Origin of the sequence: Paraburkholderia largidicola, assembly GCF_013426895.1 — a bacterium.
GTDB lineage: Bacteria > Pseudomonadota > Gammaproteobacteria > Burkholderiales > Burkholderiaceae > Paraburkholderia > Paraburkholderia largidicola.
The window spans coordinates 534947-553187 of sequence record NZ_AP023177.1 but is presented as its reverse complement, the minus strand read 5'-3'; the positions used below and the strand labels follow the sequence as shown (position 1 = coordinate 553187).

Here is an 18241-nt window from a genome sequence, read left to right as displayed (position 1 = left end):
GTCCGGTGCTGGCCCAATCGGAAGTTTGCGATAAGAATTGAAGTTGACGGAAAAACGCGAGTTGACGGTTGCAATCGTCATCCTTGCCATAGAACGGTCCATCGACGCCGGGGCCAAGCCCGTCCTTCTGCTTCAGGCGCTTAGCGTTGTTCGTTGTTAGCACCGTCCGATTCCGTAGGGAAGCGGCATACAAGATGTTGCAGCCGTTCGCGCAGTGATGCATTCTCGGGCGCTGCGACGAAAGCCGCGAAGTCCTGCTTCGCTGCGTCACCGGTGTCGTCGGCCTTGACTGCGGAGCCAGGCAAAGTGCGCAGGCTTGGTATATCGCAGACACCGTCGTCGGCGAACACGCCGTCCGACTCTTCCACCTTTTGCCAGCCCAACCAGGCAGGGAAATCAGCGTCGGACAGCTTACTGATGCTGTCAGCCGCGAGATCAAAGGCCGCAGGCCGCCTGATACGTAGCGGAGCCCGGATGCAGTCGTTACTCAACGACCTCACCGAATTTAACCGGACCCGACTGGGCCTTGGCATCAACGTCGTGCCGACGAATATCGATCTGGCGGCTGTGCTTGCTGATGAGGTGGATGAGTTACGCGCCATTCATCCCGACAGGCAGATTGACCTGGAGATCAGTGGCGACTCGCAGGGAGATTGGGATGGTCCGCGTCTGCAGCAATTGCTCGGCAATCTCGTTCTCAATGCGATCAAATATGGTGCACAGGACGCGCCTGTGCGGGTAACGGTGACTGGCGACCTCACGCATGTCCACATTAATGTCAGCAATCGCGGGGCGGGGATCGGAACCACGACGCTGGCCAGCATCTTCAATCCCCTGACGCGCGGACCGGATCGTCAGGGTGAAGATGAGCGGATCGGTAATCTCGGACTGGGGTTGTATATCGCAAGCGAGATCGCCAAGGCCCATCGCGGGGCTATCGAAACGCGGTCCAGCGAAACGGAGACGACCTTTTCAGTATCACTGCCACGGGGCGCAGAGCTGAAAAAGGATGCTGACAGTTCGCCGCAGAGCGCGGGGCTGACATAGAACACAGACTGCCCCTTTGTCGCCAAAGGCCGGGATGTCCGTCCCGGATATCGGGCAGGTTTCGGACGTAGACCTGCCGTTTGAGTGACAGCTTTGTGTGATGGGCGCACGGCCGCAACTGGCCGCAGGTACTCGTCCGACTGCAGCGAGAACTGACCCATCGGTCGTCCCGAACTCCCGATCATGATTGCGTCTACATCCGAAATCACTTGAGGCGATGCCTCATCACCCTCCCGACAAACGGTATTTCGTCGCCGTGACGGTGTGAAAAAGCGCATTCGCGTCAAGAGGCGAGTTCGCCATTTACGCCGCCGAACGACCGACGATTTCTGCGTCGATCAGCGGTTGACCGGCCAAATCCCCGTTGGCCTGCGAAATCCCGCGCGCCATATGCTCGGCAAGCGCACTGTGCGCATTGCCCACATATGGGGTCACGCCTGAAGGCGCTGTTTCAAAAACTCAAGCACCTGATCGCGGACTTTGAGGGTCGGCTCGCCTTCTTTGTCAATCAAATTCTGCGTGAGTACGCTATGAGGCGATGGCACATACTTGGCCACGAACGGCGCGACATCCTTATTCGCCACCTCGTCCGGCACCACGATGCCTTCAAAATGCTCGCCCAATGCGTTCTGGTAGGCAGTAAACCTGGCAGCAGTACACAGCGGGTCGTCACGGAAGCGCAGCCCAACTACTTTCAGGCCTTCCCGATCCAGTCTGGAACGCACCTGGCTCAATTCTTCAGGCGAAATTTCCAAACCACCTGGGTCGTTGAGCGGCAAGGCCGGCTGCGCCAACACGGGCGCAATCAGCGCTGAGTCAAGCATCATCGTCAAGGCAAAATTTCCCGTGAAGCACATGCCGACCGCACCAACGCCCGGGCCGCCGCATTCTGCGTGCGCGTGTCTGGCCAACGCGCGTACCCAATGCGTCACCTTGCTTGAGCGCCCGGATTGCATAGCGCTGAACTCGGCACTAATGCAGAGGCGTTGCAGCACCGCTGCCCCTTCTTCAGCGTCAACCACTGCCCCATCGCGGCCGAACAATGAGGGCATATATACGCGGAACCCAGCATCCCTGACCCAACGGGCAAAACGGGCGACAGGGGGACTAATGCCCGGCACTTCCGGCATCACGATAACCGCAGGTCCTGCACCAGCCAGATACACTTTCTTACTTTCGCCCCCAAACTCGAACTGCCAAGTTGAGAAATCCTCCAAGGGATCATCGACACTGACATCGCGCGTATTCATGCACAACTCCTTCAAGCCAATTGTGCGCGCTGAAGACCGCTTGCGCGCTCGAACTCTTGCCCAACGGGCTGCAATTAATATAGTGCAGGCGTGTTCGAAAAGGGTAAATATTGGTTAAGTGGCATGCATGGACACGTCGTCACTTGGCACAAAACTGCGAATCGGTCTGCCACAATCGGCCACGGCCGAGCCAAAGCCAATGAACTTCATCCATGCGTTCACGGCGATAGACGTCGGCTGCCGTCAATCGATGATTCGGCGTCACTGCCACGTGATTTTAAACAAGGCTCGTCAAGGCGCGAACGTGACATCGGACGGACGGTCGTCCGCATTTTCAACGCATGGAGTTTCGCGCGGGCCTTGACCTTGAAAGCCTCGTGTCGACCCATTGCTGCCTTTCGCCGTCCCGGTGAACGGCTGCAATATGCTGTACGTCCGACGTCCGGCGCGGCGGCGGACAACGGGCCTACTTCTTCAGCTTTTCAACTTTGCAATCTGCGGCTCGCGTTTTACTTTAGCCCGTCGCCGGGACTTCTCGTTGAGAATCTCATGACGCCGATGGTCGGTCATTTTCTTCCAGTCCCGGATTTCCTCTCGCGTCCGAAAGCAGCCGGTGCAGAATCCGGTCTTGCCATCGATCGCACACACATCAATACAAGGCGATTTGACTGTCATCGGTCAAGCTCCGGATGGCGCCGGGTTCACTTCGACCGTCACATGTGACAGATCCTTGAAACGCTTGAAAGCCGCGTGGTAGAAGCGCGAGTCGCGTCGCGTTTCACGGGTAGCCACTGATACGATCGCGCTCATGTGCCCGGGACCGACACGCCAGACATGGAGGTCGAGCACGGTGTCGCCGTTGTCTTCAATGACATGACGGACGTTTTCGACCATGCGCTTATCGAGATTCATGTCGAGCAGAATGCCGCCTGTATCGCGCATTAATCTCCACGACCAGTTCGCAATCACCAGTGCGCCGATTACCCCTGCGAGCGGGTCCATCCAGACCCAGCCAAACGCGCGAGCCAGCAGGAGGCCGATAATCGCCAAAACAGAAACCGCGGCGTCGGCAATGACGTGAACGTAGGCCGAGCGGATGTTGTGGTCACGAGTTGCGGCAGATTTTGCATTCGCGTCGTCGTGATTGTGTTCCTCGAATTCGATCTGATGTTCTCCGTTGGGCAGGCAGACTACTGCAACGAATGCGTGCGGCTCGGGTATCTCGTCCACCGACTCCAGATAGTCATCGCGATCGGCAAACCTGAAGATCTGGCGCGTGCCGTCGGAGCGAACTGTCGTGATCGAAACAGCATCGGCATCCACTTTCGAGTAAGCCGTTTCGGGTGTGATGCGGAAGACCGGCGGAACACCGTCCTCGAAGACTGACAGGGCAAATTCGCCAGCGCGGTCAGAGATGCGATGCACCTCGTCCTCGTGACCGTGTTCGTCTTCATGACCGTGATCATCATCATGGCTATGTCCGTGACCATGACTGTGGCCGTGGTGATTGCCGCTCAACAGCCAGACACTCGCGAGATTGACCACCAGTCCAAGCACGGCGACAGGAATCGCCTGACCAAAGTCGATGGGCACAGGCGCGAGGAATCGCGATACGGCCTCGTAACCGATCAACAGTGCAATCATGACCAGCACGATGGCGCTGGTGAAGCCCGCAAGGTCGCCCAGCTTACCGGTGCCGAACACAAAGCGCGAATCTCTCGTATGTTTTCGGGCATAGGTGTAGGCGAGCGCCGCAATCAGCATCGCACCCGCGTGCGTCGACATGTGCAGTCCGTCGGCCACAAGGGCAAGCGAGCCATAGAGGCTGCCGCCGACAATCTCAGCCACCATCATCACGCCGCACAGTACGATAACTGCCCACGTTTTGCGTTCGTTCTGTTCGTGTTCGGAGCCGAGGAACACGTGTTCATGCTCCGCGCCAAACGCGACATCTTTCCAGTCACTCATTTCAACTTCCGCTTTACAGATTCGGTATCACTTGAAGTAGCTGTGGACTACTTCGATCAGTTGCTCGGTCGCACTCCATTCATCGTGAGCATGCTCGTGTTCGGCATCGACCAGATGCGTGCGTATATGGTCTTCCAGCACGACGGCCAGCAAGCCATTCATCGCGCCGCGGCAACTCGTGATGAGTTGCAGCACGTCATTGCAGCCGCGCTCGTCCACAAGTGCGCGCTCGATGGCTTCGACCTGCCCCTTGATGCGGCGCACGCGATTGAGCAGCTTCTGCTTGTCGCGAATGGTATGGCTCACGGGAAACTCCGCTATAGGGTGGGGGGGTATCCTACCACGCCTCCTTCGAACTACCGCCGAACCGCAAAACCAAATCACAAATTGTAGATTCAGCTACATTGGTGTAGTTTACGCTACATGAATACGCTAACGATCTGGTCGCTGCTTGTGCTGACCCTGCCGACCGAAAATGCGACCGCGCGCATGCGCTTCTGGCGAACGCTGAAAGCGAAGGGATGCGCCGTCCTCCGCGACGGCATCTACCTGCTACCTCACACCGAAGAACGCGAGCAGATGCTGCGCGAACTGGCGGGCGCAATCGCGGACAGCGGCGGCACCGCACATCTGCTTCGTGCGCCGAGCATCGACGCCGCGCAGGACGAGGAATTCCGGACGCTTTTCGACCGCAGCGACGATCACGCGGAGTTCATGCGCACGTTGAAGGAAGCGCGAAAGACGGTGTCGGGCCAGTCAGCCGCCGAACTGACAAAGCTTCTCAGGAAGCTGCGCAAGGACTATGAGAGCGTCGTTGCGATCGACTACTTTCCGGGCGACGCCGCGACGCGCGCCGAGGCCGCATGGCAGGACTTCATCGGGCTGGTCGACACGGTCCTGTCACCGGGCGAGCCTCATTCCGCTGAACGGCCCATCCGCAGCCTGTCGGTCGGTGACTATCAAGGGCGCACGTGGGCGACCCGCAAGCACATGTGGGTCGATCGTGTCGCGAGCGCTTGGCTGATCCGGCGCTTCATCGATCGCGATGCGCGCTTCATCTGGCTCACATCACCCGGCGCGTGCCCGGCCAACGCGCTCGGCTTCGATTTTGACGGTGCGGCCTTCACGCACGTCGGTGAACGCGTGACGTTCGAGGTGCTGGTCGCGAGCTTCGGCCTTGACAAGGATCCCGCGTTGCTTCGACTGGGCGAAATGGTCCACGCGCTCGATGTCGGCGGCGCTCCTGTGCCAGAGGCGATCGGCTTCGAAGCAGTGATGGCCGGTGCAAGGGAACGCGCAACTGACGACGATCAACTGCTCGACGAAATGGGGCGTGTGCTCGACTCGCTCTACACGCACTTCGTGTCGGCTGCAAAAAGCCGGGACGCGGGGGGACGCTCGTGAGCACGACGACCATGACGGCGCCCGGCTACACGCTTGGCCAGCTCGTCCTGCACATGCTGCGGCTGGGCACGTTCGGATTCGGCGGCCCTGTTGCACTCGTCGGCTACATGCATCGCGATCTGGTCGAGCAGCGCGGCTGGATCAGCGAATCAGACTATCGCGAGGGGCTGGCACTCGCGCAGATGATGCCAGGCCCGCTCGCGGCACAGCTCGGCATCTATATGGGCCATGTGCACTATCACCTCATCGGCGCGACGCTTGCCGGTATCGCGTTCGTGTTTCCGTCGTTCTTGATGGTGGTGGGCCTCGGCTGGGCTTATGCCCACTTCGGCGGGCTGTCGTGGATGCAGGCGGCCTTCTATGGCGTGGGTGCAGCCGTGGTGGGGATCATCGCGATGAGCGCATACAAGCTCACGACGAGGACACTCGGAAGGGACCGCCTTCTGTGGGCGATCTATCTGACGCTCGCCGCGACAACCGTCATCACCGAATCCGAAATCGCCTGGCTCTTCATTGCGGGCGGACTGATTAACTGGTTCGTCGTGGCTCCGCCAAAGTGGCTAAGCAAGGGCGGACTGAATGCAGCGGCAGCAGCGCAGTTACCGCTCGCGAGTGGCGTGCTCAGCGGCTTCGACTGGCCGCTACTCGGCCAGATCGGGCTGTTCTTCGCGAAAGCCGGCGCATTCGTGTTCGGCTCAGGGCTCGCGATCGTGCCGTTCCTTTACGGCGGTGTCGTCACCGAACATCACTGGCTCAACGACAGACAGTTTGTCGATGCCGTCGCCGTCGCGATGATTACGCCAGGCCCCGTCGTGATCACCGTGGGCTTTATCGGCTATCTGGTCGTAGGTTTCACAGGCGCCTGCGTGGCAGCGCTCGGCACCTTCCTCGCTTGCTATCTGTTCACAGTGCTGCCTGCGCCGTACTTCAAGAAATACGCCAAATTGCCCGCCGTCAAGGCGTTCGTCGACGGCATCACGGCCGCCGCCGTTGGCGCGATCACCGGCTCGGTAATCGTCATCGCACGCCGCTCGGTCATCGACTGGCCGACTGTTCTGCTGGCAGTCGCGACCGCACTGCTGCTGTGGCGTTTCAAAAAGCTGCAGGAGCCCGTCATCGTCATTGCCGCTGCACTCATCGGTCTTGTCGTGTATCCGCTCATCCACTCGCACGCCTTCTGATTGTGTCGCGCGCGCATACCTGCGAGGACAACACTAATGGCAACCCGTCGTACATTCCTGCACAACACTGCCGCCGTCGGCGCCTGCGTCCTGCTCGCACAGGCGCACAACGCGCACGCTGCTGACGAGTCTGGCTACGTTGACAGGCTGACCGATGCGGACGGCAAATATGTGGCCGCTCCGCTGCCTTTTGCCTACGATGCGCTCGAACCCGCGATCGATGCCCGCACCGTCGAACTGCACTACAACTTTCATCACAAGCCTGCCGTGGCCGCCGCCAACAAGGCGGAAGAGGCACTTGCGAAAGCGCGGGATTCGAATGACTTTGCGCTCGTGAAATTCCACGAGAAAGAGCTCGCCTACCAGCTTTCGAGCCACATCCTGCACACCGTCTACTGGACGAGCATTTCCGGCAAAGGTGGAGAGCCGAAGGGCGATCTCTCGAGGGCCATCGACCGGAACTTCGGTTCCTATGCGAAGTTCAAGGCACAGCTGATCGCCGCGACCGTCGCCGTCGAGGCGTCAGGATGGGGTGTCGTTGGTTATCACCCCGCGACCTGCAAGCTGATGATCCTGCAGTGCGAGAACCATCAGAAGCTCACGGCCTGGGGCATCCAGCCCGTCCTGATTCTCGACGTGTTCGAACACGCCTACTACCTGAAGTACCAGAACCGTCGCAACGAGTACGTGAACCAGCATTTCAGCATCATCAACTGGGACAACGCGGCCTCGAGACTTCAGGCCGCGATGCCCATGCATAGACAGGCATGACCTCCCATGCGTCGTGTATCTGGACTGCTCCCGGCCACATTTTTCGTCGCGCTGTGCATCGGATTGACCGGTTGCGAACGAATCTCATCCGAACAGCGTGTCGCACAAACGGTCGCGATCTATGAGGTTCCGCAGGCGGTCAAGAGAACGATCGACCAGCAATCGCATGGCGGCAGCGTGAGCGCGATCGAAAAGTGGACCACGAACGGCAAAACGCTGTACGAGGTTCCTGTCTCGCTGAATGGCCGAGAACGGGAACTGACGATTGGCGAAGACGGAAAGCTGGTGGCCGAGCGCTCTGGCGATGATGAGGATGATGATTGAACTGGCACTCTGGCGTTGGTCATGACGCGCTGATCCTGCTTGTCGCTCGCGGGCTGCGCGGTATCTGCGATGGCTTCATTGCAGTGTTACTGCCCGGCTATCTGCTGGCGCTCAGGTTTGGACAACTGGCCGTCGGCCTGATCAGCACGACCACCCTGTTCGGGTCCGCTTTCGCGACCATACTGGTCGGTCTCGCGGGAATTCGCTTCGCGTCGCGCAGCCTGTTGCGGTTCGCAGCAGCGCTGATGATGGCCACCGGTTTGGCGTTCGCCGGACTGTCGTCGATGTGGCCATTGCTTATCGTTGCATTTGTCGGCACGCTAAACCCAAGTTCTGGCGATGTCAGCCTGTTCCTTCCGCTCGAACACGCGAAGCTCGCCGAATCGGCGACGGGCGATGCACGGACGGCGCTGTTTGCGCGCTACAGCCTCGTCGGTGCGCTGTCAGCAGCACTCGGCGCACTCGCGGCCGGACTGCCTGACTGGATCGCTGCCCACTCGGCTGTTTCATCGCTCACGGCGATGCGCGGCATGTTTATCGTCTACTCGACAACCGGAATCATTCTCTGGTTTTTTTACCGTCGCCTCCCGGCACGCCATTCGACAACTGAGGCGCCGCGCGCACCTCTCGGCCCCTCGCGTGGAATCGTTATCCGCCTTGCGCTGCTTTTCAGCGTCGATGCCTTCGCGGGCGGCCTGCTCGTCAATTCGCTGTTGACCTTGTGGCTGATCCAGCGATTTGACCTGTCACTGGGTGCTGCCGGCCAGTTCTTTTTCTGGGCCGGACTGCTCAGCGCGGGTTCGCAGCTTGCTGCACCACCACTGTCGCGCCGCATCGGTTTGCTCAACACCATGGTGTTTACGCACATCCCGTCGAGCGTATGCCTGATCGCCGCCGCGTTTTCGCCGTCCCTTGGGTTGACCCTCGCGCTGCTTCTCGTGCGCAGCGCGCTGTCGCAAATGGATGTACCGACTCGCAGCGCCTACGTGATGTCGGTCGTCACGCCAGGCGAACGTCCTGCCGCAGCGAGCTTTACAGCCGTGCCACGAAGCCTCGCAGCCGCGCTCGCGCCGACGCTCTCAGGGGCACTGCTTGGGCTGGGGTGGCTCGGCGCGCCTCTTGTGGCGTGCGGCGCGCTGAAGATCGCGTACGACCTCTCGCTACTCGCCGCATTCCGTCACGTTAAGCCCGACGGAGGTTCGTCATGAACACTCAGATAGGCATCAGCCAGCGACGCGCTGCGATGTCGTTTGTCTTGGTTGTGCTCGTCGTCGTTGCAGCACTCGTTGTCCATCGCCACTCGAACGCTGCCGGCACGTCCGCGGCCGGCCTGCCGCTAAATCACGTCGCCGACATACCGCTACCAGGCCGTGCGTCACGGCTCGACTATGAGAGCTTCGATCCGGATCGGCATCTGCTGTTTATCGCGCACCTGGGCGATAGCGAGGTCATCGTCTTCGACACGCAGACTTCGCGCGTCGTCGCGCGGATTGGCGACATCTCCAAAGTGCATGGGGTACTCGTTGTGCCCGGACTTTCGCGGGTCTATGCGTCGGCGACGGGTTCGAATGAAGTCGTTGCGATTGACGAGACTACGCTGAAGATCACCGCGCGCATACCGGGCGGCGTCTATCCGGATGGAATGGCCTACGCACCCGACACGCGAAAGCTTTACGTATCAGACGAGACGGGTGGCACTGAAACGGTGATCGACACCCAGACTAACCGTCGCACCAACACGATCAAGCTGGGCGGCACCATCGGCAATACGCAGTACGATGCCGCGTCCCGTCACATCTTCGTCAACGCGCAGTCCCAACGAAAACTCGTCGAGATCGATCCCGCAAACGACGCGATCATCTCGCAAATTGATCTGCCGGGCGCGAAGGGCAATCACGGTCTCTATATCGTTCCGCAACTTCATCTGGCATTCATCGCCTGTGAAGACAACGCGAAGCTGCTGGCGTTGAACCTGCTCACGAAACAGGTGTTTCAGGCGTTCGACGTGGGTGACGATCCTGACGTACTCGCATTCGATCCCGCCATGGGCACGCTCTATGTTGCAGGTGAAGCGGGCGTCGTCTCGATGTTCGCCGTTGGCTCGTCAGCCGTGTCGAAAACCGGTGAAGGCAGCATCGGTCCGAACGCGCATGTGGTTGGCGTCGATCCATCGACGCATCGCGTCTATTTCCCGTTGAAGAACGTCGACGGACGTCCGGTGCTTCGTATCATGGCGCGGCGATGAGTTTCGACATCGCCGGGGAAAGCCAGTCATAGGGGGAGGTTAGATATGAAAGCGCTCACGATGCTCATTGGACTTTTCGCGGCAACATCAGCGCTCGCTGCCGCGCCTCACACAAGCGACGGGATGCTGGTCGACGAGCACGGCATGACCTTGTATGTATTCGACGGAAAGGGAACGCCAGATACGAAAGCCTGCGAAGGCGATTGCGACAGAAACTTCCCGCCAGCGCTCGCCGCGCCAGGCGACAAACCTTCAGGCGATCTGACGTTGAAGCCGGCGCCGAACGGCGGATCGCAATGGGCCTTCAGAGGAAAGCCCCTGCATCGTGGTCTGATGGACAAAAAGCCGGGTGATCGCGCCGGGGATGGTCTCAACGAGGTCTGGCACAGCGTACGGCCACGATAATGCACGCCATGCATTTAGCGAGCGACGACTGACCGAAGGCGGTAGCTGGGCGGTCATTCGAAAATGAAGAGGGAAAGGCTGCTTTTGTTTAGGGTTGTAGGACGCCTGCCCTGATCCATCGACACGTCAACTCCCCCAGACGCCAGCGGGCAGGCGTCCTACAAGCCCCAAGGGAGGAAACCGCGGAGTGCTCCGGCATGGTCTGAACGTTTCACCGCTATGGCGATTTGTTCGATCCCATTGAAGGCATGGTGGATATAAACGCGGGTAAATCTGCGGTTAGACACGCATGATCGCGGCGACGGCACAGCGGTGGGTTGTCATCGCGCCGACTCGGCCAGCGCCAGACTGCCTGTTTGGAACGATAGGCACAGGCGTCTGCTATTGGCTCTCGTTGCCGAAGAGCCGACAGTCGAATTGTGCATCCTGACACGATGGCGTTCATGCGTGGGCGCACTCGACAGGCGGTGCCCGGATAGGTCTGCTGCGTTGGAGTATGTCGATGATGATCATTGGCGAACCGCAGTGCCGGCAAACGAAGCTTGGCGGTACTTCCACGGTGGATACGACGTTGGCACTGAGGCCGACACTGTTAGGCGCGGCGCCCAGCAACTCGCGTATCGTCGCGAGATTCTCGCGCCGCGATGGGTTCGCGAGCAGACCGTAGTGGCGGATGCGGTGGAAGCCGCCAGGCAGCACGTGCAGCAGGAACCGGCGCACGAACTCATCTGCCTGGAGCGTCATGGTCTTGTTGCGTGTGCGTCCGTCTACGCGGTAGTCCTTCCAGCGGAAGGTGACGCCATGTTCGTCGAGCGCGACCAGGCGTTGGTTGGAGATCGCCACCCGGTGGGTATAGCGTGACAGATAGGCGAGCACTGCTTTGGGCCCTGCAAACGGGCGTTTGGCGTATACCACCCACTCACATGTACGCATTGGCGCAAGCCACCCGGCAAAGGCTGCCATATCGTTGAGCTCGGCGTATTCGCCGAAGAAGCGCAACTGGCCGCGGCGATAGATCGCTTCCAGCTCCTCGAGGAAGCGTCGCCGGAACAGGCGCGAGAGCACGCGCACCGGAAGGAAGAAGCCTGGCTTGCACGCTACCCACCTGCTTCGGTCCGGCGACAGCCCACCACCGGGAACGATGCCATGCACATGGGGATGATGCGTGAGCGCGGAGCCCCAGGTATGCAGCACGAGAGTGGCACCGATCTGTGCCCCGAGATGCTTCGGATCGGCGGCGATGCTGCGCAATGTTTCGGCCGCGATATCGAACAGCAGCCCATAGATGACGGCCTTGTTGTAGTACGCAATCGCGCTGATCGCAGCCGGCAGCGTAAAGACCACGTGGTAGTACTCGACGGGAAGAAGATCGGCCTCACGCGCTTGGAGCCACCGGCGCGCAGCGGTAGCCTGACACCTCGGACAATGTCTGTTGCGGCATGAGTTGTAGGCGATCTCGATCCTGGCGCATCCCTGGCAACGCAGCACGTGCCCTCCCAGCGCCGCGCTGCGGCACTGTTCGATCGCTGACATCACCTTCAGTTGCCCAAGGTTCAGGTGAGCGGATTGGCGCCACGCTGGACCAAGAGCGCGGAAGACGTCGGCTACCTCGAGCGCGCAATGCGCCACGACGGCTATCTACGCAGGATCCAGACCATCGAGAGGGCTGACCACTTCACGCAGAATATCGGTGGCGACCTGGGCATAAAGCGCTGTGGTCTCGAGCTTCTTGTGCCCAAGCATGACCTGAATCACGCGGATATCGACCTTCTGTTCCAGTAGGTGGGTGGCAAAGCTATGGCGCAAGGTGTGCATGGACACACGCTTGTCGATTCCAGCGGCCTCGGCGGCCGCATGGACCACCCGATTGAGTTGACGGGTGCTGAGCGATTCAATCGGATTGAGCCCGGGAAACAGCCAGCCGCCGTCGAGCATCTTGCCCTGGGCCCGGGCCACTCGCCACCAGACCCGCAGGCGCTCAAGCAGCACCGGGGACAGCATCGCGTAGCGGTCCTTCTGACCTTTACCCTGTTCAACGCGCAGCGTCATGCGCTGGCTGTCGATGTCTCCGACCTTCAGGGCCACCACCTCGCTGGCACGTAGTCCTGTGCCATAGGCTACTGCGAGCGCTGTCTGATGCTTGAGGTTACTGGCCGCCGCGATCAGCCGCCCCACTTCGTCGCGGCTGAGTATGACGGGCAAGGTACGCGGAAGATAAATCGGACGCATCTTCGCCATCAACTCCCCTTGACCGAGCGTGGTGGCAAAGAAGAACTTCAATCCGGTGATCGCCGCGTTGAGGGAAATCGGCGACACACCGCGGTCAACCAGATGTAGCTGATAGCGCCGCAAGTCCTCGACGGTGGCGGTGTCAGGCGAGCGACCGAGAAAGACGGTGAACTCTCGAACCACACGAAGATAGTTGGCTTGTGTGGCTGGCGCGAGGCGGCGCATGCGCATGTCGTCCATCATGCGCTGGCGTAGCGGACTGATGCCTTGGCTGGGGGTAGTCATGGCTGGGCTCCTGTTGAGCAACGAGGCGGAGTGCCTCATTGCTCAACATAGGAAACCGGGCGGGTTTCCTATGAAGAACCACCGCGTTCAAACGGAGTGCATACCGCGCGAGCGGTTTAGTCCAATGGCCGATTGCTGTCCGACGTGGTCGGCATAAACCGACCCTGAAGGGACCGTCAACTCTCTCGATAGCGGACGGTCGCCGACCAGACAACGGCTTGGCTCGTTGATCCCGCGTACGAACCTACTATGTCGCATCGATGTCGCGTTCAACTCAAATAGTGCTCATGCACGGGATGCCTCATCCTGTCCATCGGCGGCCAAATCCGCAGGAGCCTGAATTCGCTTTCCCATCTCGAATGCACGGATTTCGTAGCCAAGCTCCCGGTACAAATCGACCGCCTGTTCGTTAAAGGCCCAAACGGCCAGCCTGACGTCGGTAGCACCGCGTTTCCGCGCCCACTCTTCTGCGAGTTTCATCAGTGTGCTGCCGATTCCGCGTCCCCGCAGTTGTTCGGAAACAGCGACTGAGCCGATGCGGCCAACGGCCATCGGCTGCAATAACGGGCTTATCGGCTCCACCACCTGAACGGTGATAAAGCCGATCGCCTTGCTGCCAAGCTCGGCAAGAAACGTAGCTCGATCTTCTTCCTGAACGCTGGAGATCCAGTGCGGTTTGTCCCGAGCCATCACAGTTGTAGCATCGGCATAGATATCGGGGCGTGCCAAGTGGTGAATCGCGTTCAAGATTTGACCCAGCTCGCAGATTTTAAAAATGTCGTCGATAGTTGCGCGGCGATAGCTTATCGAGTCGGTCATATTCAGCTCTTGATGGTGGAGCGATAAAAAAAGGCGCCTTAAGCGCCTTGGTCGTTTGCACATGGAATGGACCGTGAGGTCGAATTCCTTGCTATGGACGTAACGAACCACGGCGCAACGGATAGCGACCGTGATGATGGTGGTGAGCCTTGCTCGAGACGTTATGAAGTTCCATGCTGTCAATGTTGACACAAAAACAATTTCTGCGTGAACACATCCTTTTTGAGTGGCGGCTGTGTTTAACCCGCCATATCGGCCAGCAACGCCCATCGCTCGTGGTCTCGCCATTCGCCATTTATGTGGAGATAACTTGGCGAAAGGCCTTCCTGTCTAAAACCCAACCGACGCACAAGTGCAATTGATGCTGCATTTCCTGGTTGAATGTTTGCCTCCAGCCGATGCAAGCCAAGTTCGCTGAGGCATAGCCAACAGCCGCCCGCAGTGCCTCGGTCATGAACCCGGACCGGGCGAAGTTCACCATCCCGTAATACCCGAGATATGCACTCTGGAAAGCGCCTGCGACTATCTCGTTAATATTTACTACGCCGACGATTCGGTTCGTTGCTACGTCACGCGCAACGAGACCGACGTTCGGTCCGGTGAGTCCCCGCGCATACCAGTTATCGAATCCCGTTTGATCGGTGAACGATGTGACCCAAGGCAAATGGTAGTCCTAACTTGCCAGGTTCGCGGCGATCAACTCGGCGGCGTCGGCGCGGATCACGCGGCGTATCTGAATGACACTCATGAGGCTCCATCTGATAAACGGATGCGGGCCTGGATTGTCGCTGATTCGGCAGCGCCGGATCAAGGTCCGGTTGACCGAACTTTGCTTTATTCAAAAAGCATGAGTTCCCGGATCTCGCGGGCATCGCTGTGGACTGGGCACGACCCTGAGCGGCCCTTCCCATTCCCCCCAAAGCAACCAGTCGCTCATCTCGCGCTTGCTATGTGAGATTCAACCCGCCGTCCGATAGCAGAATTTCTCCGGTCAGGTAGTCCGAAGCGACCAGCATCGCGACGGCTTGAGCAATATCTTCGGGACTCGCTGAGCGGCGCATCGGGGCCCGTGTTTTCCACAGATCTCGCGCTTGCGTCCAGTCTGCGGTCAATGGCGTGTCCACCAATCCGGGAGCAACACCATTTACTCGAATATCGGGTCCAAGGGATAGTGCCAGCAAACGGGTCATGTGGTTGAGGGCAGCCTTAGCGGCCGAGTACGGAATTGACGCGCCCTTAGGCCGAACACCTGCATGGGAACTGATGTTGATCACGCTACCAGGGCGGCCTCGCCGAGCTGCTTCACGTAAGGCTGGTTCCGCTTCAGCTATCAAACGAAACGGGGCGATTACGTTGACCTCGTGTAGCTCTTGCCAAATAGCTGGTGTAGCTGCGGCCAGATTCGCATGGGGGATAACACGGCTGATCCCGGCATTGTTGATGAGCACGTCGAGTCGCCCCCAAGCCGCAACAGCTTCGCGGATAAGTCGCACTCTGTCCATGTCTTCGGCTAAATCGGCCTGTACGTAGATTGCGGAACCGAGTTCACGGGCCATCGCTCGCCCTGTTTCCGTCGAACTACGCGAATGCAAGACAACTGCGAATCCGTCACTTGAGAGCCGCCGAGCGATGGCAGCGCCGATGCCGGAAGTTGAACCAGTGACAAGAGCCACAGGACGCTGAATGGTCATAGACACTTCGATCGGTTTAAAGACCGCCTGATTGTCACCAATCTCGGACAGGCTGTCCAATGACCGATCCTGGCCATGTGCACACCCTTCCCTCCGCTGGTTTTGCAATACGACTGCAGCCCGAGTTCGTCCAGCACGACCCGCGTAAGCATCGCGGCCTCAACCATCACGCTCCAGTCGAGTTGTGGATCGGGATCAAGATCAAGAATGAAACGGTCAGGATGGTCGAGATCGGGCGCGGTCGCGTTCCACGCGTGAATCTCGATCGTGTTGAGTTGCGCGAGTTCCAGTAGCGCTTCTCGCGTGTTCGCCACCAGTAGCGGTGCGTGATTCGGGTGCATCGACGGCGGCAGCTGCGTGACGGACTTCAGCCGCTGCCCTTCCGCGTGCTTCTGAAAGAACATCTCGGCCTCGATACCATCGGGCGCGCGTACGATCATGAGGGGCCTGTCCTTGATGTGAGGCAAGAGGCAGTCGGCGACAGCATCAAAGTACCGGACGACGTCCGCTTTCGTGAGGCCAGTCGATGGATCAACGACACGCGAAGCGTTGGTGATTGTCGGTCCGCCGCGCACGCTTGAACTCGCGCTACGACGGTTGCTTGTCGCTGGTGGAGCAATCGGCCTCTCTTCATGGACTTCGCCCGCGACCTTGTCCTCGCGAAGAGCCTTCAGGACGCCGTGACGGATCTCCCCAGCCGATGTCCATTCGAGGAACGATACTTCGACAACTACTTGTGGCCGCATCCAGAAGAGGGAGCGGCCCCCCTCAGGCTTCGGCGGGTTAAAAAACGGAGGCGCGCTCATTGGTTCCAGGCGCCCGTGTAGCTCGCGCATCTGCGCGGGTCGCAACGTAGCCTCGACCGAGCCGGCGTACCGGAAGCCGCCGTCGCGCTCATATACGCTGAGCAGCAACGATCGAGTGCCTGCCGCCGCGCCCGCGTTTCTGCTGATACCGCCGATGACGAACTCCTGGCGTTGGAGGCACTTGACCTTGATCCAGTCGGGCGAGCGGCCTTCCGTATAGGGCGGTCGACGCGTTTGCCGATAAGCCCCTCAAGTCCCATCCTGCAGGCGGAATCGAGCAAGGATTCGACGCCGTCTGTGAACGTGTTGCTAAGCCGTATGTGTGCGTCGTCGACGCCGCAGAGAAAACGCCGCAGCGCGGCCTGCCGGTCACTGAGTCGCAACTGCCGTAGGTCCCGGCCGTCTAGAAACATCAGATCGAAAGCGAAAAACGTCAGCCCAGCCGTGCGACGTCGGGCGAACGCATTCTGCAGCGCCGAGAAGTCAGGGATGTCGGCCTTGTTGAGTGCAACCACCTCGCCATCGATCCAGGCTTGGCTGACCGGCAATCCCGCAAACGCCTCAGCGAGCGCAGGCATCCTGTCGGTCCGGTCGTGCCCGTTGCGTGTGAATAACGTCACAGCACCGTTGTCGATGCGGCAAAGCATTCGATAGCCGTCGAACTTGATTTCGTAAGACCAATTTGGGCCGACTGGCGATCGATCGACTAGCGTAGCAAGTTGCGGCCGGATGATGTCCGGCAGGCCGCCCCCTTGGCTCTCCCCCGCCTGATCGGCTACTCTCGTTCTACGCGCCACCTGTTGCACCTCCCAAAATCTACCGGCGTCGCACTGACTGTTCCAGCTAGGCGCGCTGGCCGGGAAATTGATGCTACCGGCAGCGCCTGCCAACGGGAGAATGTCATGGCCGCTCCGCGCTCGATTGCCTCGATGACGATTAGCTTCGGGCTTGTTTCCATGCCGTATGTTCTCGGCGACGGAATCCAAGTCTGCCGTCAGCTTCAACATGCTGCATAAGGATTGCGGCGCGCGGGTGCGTCAGCAACTCTACTGCCCCGCGCATCAGGCCGTCATTGAGCGTTCGGATACTGTCAAAGGATACGAGTTCGAGAAAGACAAGTACGTCGTTTTTGAGCCGTCCGAGCTCGAGGCCTTCGAGGCTACCGCCAGCCACAGCATCGATATAGTGGCCTTCCTTCCGACCAATGCAATCGACCCGATCTATTTTGACAAGGCTTATTATCTCGGGCCCGACAAACGCGGCGCGAAGCCCTACCAGCTACTCGCCCAAGCGATGATTGAAACCGGCACCTGCGCGCTCGCCAAGTTCGTGATGAAAGGCAAACAGAACGTCGCACAGGTGCGTGCTGGGCCGGACGGGCTCATCCTGCAGCAGCTTCTGTACGCCGATGAAGTGCGGCCGCAGTCGGCGATCGGGATTGACAAGCCTGAGGTGCAGCCAGCCGAACTGAAGCTCGCCGAGCAGCTTGTCGAGCAGTACCGCGTCGACTCGTACGACCCGGACCAGTTCAAGGATGAAGAAAAGGAACGCCTGCTCGCTGCGATCGACCAGAAGATCGCGGGCAAGAAGATCACCCTGCAGCCCGCCGCGCAGCCCGAGGGTGCAGAAATCATAGACCTCGTCGAAGCTCTGCGGGCCAGCCTGAAGGGCAGCGGCGCGGCGGCCACCAGGCTAAAAGCCCAGGCCACCCCGGTCGGGGAGCCGACGGCACCCAAGCAACGTAAATCTGCACGCCGTAGTGTGACAGCTGATGCGCCCGCAACACTGGCCAGAAAGACGGGAACCCGCAAATAGC

Annotated in this window: 20 protein-coding genes and 1 pseudogene; 9 read left to right on the top strand and 12 right to left on the bottom strand. The window is 59.8% G+C overall.

Annotated features, from left to right (window positions below; translation table 11 throughout):
* Positions 1–140: 140 nt before the first annotated feature.
* Positions 141–491 (bottom strand): hypothetical protein, encoded by a 351-nt coding sequence (locus tag PPGU16_RS42005; protein WP_180727239.1) that lies wholly within the window; start codon positions 489–491, stop codon positions 141–143.
* On the opposite strand from PPGU16_RS42005, the gene PPGU16_RS42000 reads away from it, so the two are divergent.
* Positions 475–1047 carry a sensor histidine kinase gene (locus tag PPGU16_RS42000; RefSeq protein ID WP_434064459.1) on the top strand — a complete coding sequence of 191 codons (573 nt, stop codon included), beginning with the start codon at positions 475–477 and terminating at the stop codon, positions 1045–1047. The genes PPGU16_RS42005 and PPGU16_RS42000 overlap by 17 nt on opposite strands.
* 431 nt (positions 1048–1478) lie before the next feature.
* Here PPGU16_RS42000 and PPGU16_RS41995 read toward each other — a convergent pair whose 3' ends face one another.
* The 4 genes from PPGU16_RS41995 to PPGU16_RS41980 form a co-directional block, all read right to left on the bottom strand.
* A complete protein-coding gene (locus tag PPGU16_RS41995) occupies positions 1479–2297 on the bottom strand; it encodes a dienelactone hydrolase family protein (RefSeq protein WP_180727475.1) in 819 nt (272 codons plus the stop codon).
* A 474-nt stretch (positions 2298–2771) separates the two neighbouring features.
* Positions 2772–2972 carry a DUF1289 domain-containing protein gene (locus PPGU16_RS41990; protein ID WP_180727474.1) on the bottom strand — a complete coding sequence of 67 codons (201 nt, stop codon included), beginning with the start codon at positions 2970–2972 and terminating at the stop codon, positions 2772–2774.
* A gap of 3 nt (positions 2973–2975) precedes the next feature.
* Positions 2976–4265, bottom strand: a complete 1290-nt coding sequence (dmeF, locus tag PPGU16_RS41985; protein ID WP_180727473.1) for a CDF family Co(II)/Ni(II) efflux transporter DmeF — start codon at positions 4263–4265, stop codon at positions 2976–2978.
* Positions 4266–4292: 27 nt separating this feature from the next.
* Complete coding sequence (locus PPGU16_RS41980) at positions 4293–4571, bottom strand: metal/formaldehyde-sensitive transcriptional repressor (RefSeq protein WP_180727472.1); 279 nt, start codon at positions 4569–4571, stop codon at positions 4293–4295.
* Positions 4572–4688: 117 nt separating this feature from the next.
* On the opposite strand from PPGU16_RS41980, the gene PPGU16_RS41975 reads away from it, so the two are divergent.
* Genes PPGU16_RS41975 through PPGU16_RS41945 form a run of 7 tightly spaced genes read left to right on the top strand, consistent with a single transcriptional unit; the run spans position 4689 to position 10595 of the window.
* Entirely contained in the window at positions 4689–5669 is a 981-nt protein-coding gene (locus PPGU16_RS41975) for a chromate resistance protein ChrB domain-containing protein (protein WP_180727471.1), read from the top strand.
* An 11-nt stretch (positions 5670–5680) separates the two neighbouring features.
* Positions 5681–6850 (top strand): chromate transporter, encoded by a 1170-nt coding sequence (locus PPGU16_RS41970; protein WP_180727753.1) that lies wholly within the window; start codon positions 5681–5683, stop codon positions 6848–6850.
* 36 nt (positions 6851–6886) lie between these two features.
* Positions 6887–7621, top strand: coding sequence for a superoxide dismutase (locus tag PPGU16_RS41965; RefSeq protein WP_243460794.1), 735 nt, complete (start codon positions 6887–6889; stop codon positions 7619–7621).
* A 6-nt stretch (positions 7622–7627) separates the two neighbouring features.
* Complete coding sequence (locus PPGU16_RS41960) at positions 7628–7945, top strand: hypothetical protein (RefSeq protein WP_180727470.1); 318 nt, start codon at positions 7628–7630, stop codon at positions 7943–7945.
* Positions 7942–9153, top strand: a complete 1212-nt coding sequence (locus PPGU16_RS41955; RefSeq protein WP_180727469.1) for an MFS transporter — start codon at positions 7942–7944, stop codon at positions 9151–9153. The genes PPGU16_RS41960 and PPGU16_RS41955 overlap by 4 nt, the downstream gene beginning before the upstream one ends.
* Positions 9150–10190, top strand: a complete 1041-nt coding sequence (locus PPGU16_RS41950; protein ID WP_180727468.1) for a YncE family protein — start codon at positions 9150–9152, stop codon at positions 10188–10190. The genes PPGU16_RS41955 and PPGU16_RS41950 overlap by 4 nt, the downstream gene beginning before the upstream one ends.
* A gap of 45 nt (positions 10191–10235) precedes the next feature.
* The gene (locus tag PPGU16_RS41945; RefSeq protein ID WP_180727467.1) at positions 10236–10595 is read left to right on the top strand and encodes a COG4315 family predicted lipoprotein; all 360 of its coding nucleotides are present in this window, start codon (positions 10236–10238) and stop codon (positions 10593–10595) included.
* Positions 10596–11036: 441 nt separating this feature from the next.
* On the opposite strand, the gene PPGU16_RS41940 is transcribed toward PPGU16_RS41945, so the two are convergent.
* The 7 genes and pseudogenes from PPGU16_RS41940 to PPGU16_RS43335 all read right to left on the bottom strand — a co-directional run bounded on the left by PPGU16_RS41940 (position 11037) and on the right by PPGU16_RS43335 (position 17072).
* A complete protein-coding gene (locus PPGU16_RS41940; RefSeq protein WP_147235073.1) occupies positions 11037–12224 on the bottom strand; it encodes an IS91 family transposase in 1188 nt (395 codons plus the stop codon).
* Positions 12225–12233: 9 nt separating this feature from the next.
* Positions 12234–13109, bottom strand: a complete 876-nt coding sequence (locus PPGU16_RS41935) for a tyrosine-type recombinase/integrase (protein ID WP_180727466.1) — start codon at positions 13107–13109, stop codon at positions 12234–12236.
* 285 nt (positions 13110–13394) lie between these two features.
* On the bottom strand, positions 13395–13928 hold the full coding sequence (locus tag PPGU16_RS41930; RefSeq protein ID WP_180727465.1) for a GNAT family N-acetyltransferase: 534 nt from the start codon (positions 13926–13928) through the stop codon (positions 13395–13397).
* A 239-nt stretch (positions 13929–14167) separates the two neighbouring features.
* A pseudogene (locus tag PPGU16_RS43000) lies at positions 14168–14676 on the bottom strand (GNAT family N-acetyltransferase).
* Positions 14677–14875: 199 nt separating this feature from the next.
* On the bottom strand, positions 14876–15619 hold the full coding sequence (locus PPGU16_RS41925; RefSeq protein WP_180727751.1) for an SDR family NAD(P)-dependent oxidoreductase: 744 nt from the start codon (positions 15617–15619) through the stop codon (positions 14876–14878).
* Complete coding sequence (gene ligD, locus PPGU16_RS41920) at positions 15616–16533, bottom strand: non-homologous end-joining DNA ligase LigD (protein WP_180727464.1); 918 nt, start codon at positions 16531–16533, stop codon at positions 15616–15618. The genes PPGU16_RS41925 and ligD overlap by 4 nt, the downstream gene beginning before the upstream one ends.
* A complete protein-coding gene (locus tag PPGU16_RS43335) occupies positions 16422–17072 on the bottom strand; it encodes an ATP-dependent DNA ligase (RefSeq protein WP_350341212.1) in 651 nt (216 codons plus the stop codon). Before PPGU16_RS43335 ends, ligD begins: the two co-directional genes overlap by 112 nt.
* A gap of 316 nt (positions 17073–17388) precedes the next feature.
* Here PPGU16_RS43335 and ku point away from each other — a divergent pair, with 316 nt between their 5' ends.
* Positions 17389–18240, top strand: coding sequence for a non-homologous end joining protein Ku (gene ku / locus PPGU16_RS41910; RefSeq protein ID WP_345961202.1), 852 nt, complete (start codon positions 17389–17391; stop codon positions 18238–18240).
* Position 18241: the final 1 nt, after the last annotated feature.

Excerpts from the sequence above, each read along its gene's own strand:
- PPGU16_RS42000 (WP_434064459.1), top strand. The coding sequence starts at position 475 with ATGCAGTCGTTACTCAACGACCTCACCGAATTTAACCGGACCCGACTG.
- PPGU16_RS41995 (WP_180727475.1), bottom strand. The coding sequence starts at position 2,297 with ATGAATACGCGCGATGTCAGTGTCGATGATCCCTTGGAGGATTTCTCA.
- PPGU16_RS41990 (WP_180727474.1), bottom strand. The coding sequence starts at position 2,972 with ATGACAGTCAAATCGCCTTGTATTGATGTGTGTGCGATCGATGGCAAG.
- dmeF (WP_180727473.1), bottom strand. The coding sequence starts at position 4,265 with ATGAGTGACTGGAAAGATGTCGCGTTTGGCGCGGAGCATGAACACGTG.
- PPGU16_RS41975 (WP_180727471.1), top strand. The coding sequence starts at position 4,689 with ATGAATACGCTAACGATCTGGTCGCTGCTTGTGCTGACCCTGCCGACC.
- PPGU16_RS41970 (WP_180727753.1), top strand. The coding sequence starts at position 5,681 with ATGACGGCGCCCGGCTACACGCTTGGCCAGCTCGTCCTGCACATGCTG.
- PPGU16_RS41965 (WP_243460794.1), top strand. The coding sequence starts at position 6,887 with ATGGCAACCCGTCGTACATTCCTGCACAACACTGCCGCCGTCGGCGCC.
- PPGU16_RS41960 (WP_180727470.1), top strand. The coding sequence starts at position 7,628 with ATGCGTCGTGTATCTGGACTGCTCCCGGCCACATTTTTCGTCGCGCTG.
- PPGU16_RS41950 (WP_180727468.1), top strand. The coding sequence starts at position 9,150 with ATGAACACTCAGATAGGCATCAGCCAGCGACGCGCTGCGATGTCGTTT.
- PPGU16_RS41945 (WP_180727467.1), top strand. The coding sequence starts at position 10,236 with ATGAAAGCGCTCACGATGCTCATTGGACTTTTCGCGGCAACATCAGCG.
- PPGU16_RS41935 (WP_180727466.1), bottom strand. The coding sequence starts at position 13,109 with ATGACTACCCCCAGCCAAGGCATCAGTCCGCTACGCCAGCGCATGATG.
- PPGU16_RS41930 (WP_180727465.1), bottom strand. The coding sequence starts at position 13,928 with ATGACCGACTCGATAAGCTATCGCCGCGCAACTATCGACGACATTTTT.
- PPGU16_RS41925 (WP_180727751.1), bottom strand. The coding sequence starts at position 15,619 with ATGACCATTCAGCGTCCTGTGGCTCTTGTCACTGGTTCAACTTCCGGC.
- PPGU16_RS43335 (WP_350341212.1), bottom strand. The coding sequence starts at position 17,072 with ATGCTTTGCCGCATCGACAACGGTGCTGTGACGTTATTCACACGCAAC.
- ku (WP_345961202.1), top strand. The coding sequence starts at position 17,389 with ATGTTCTCGGCGACGGAATCCAAGTCTGCCGTCAGCTTCAACATGCTG.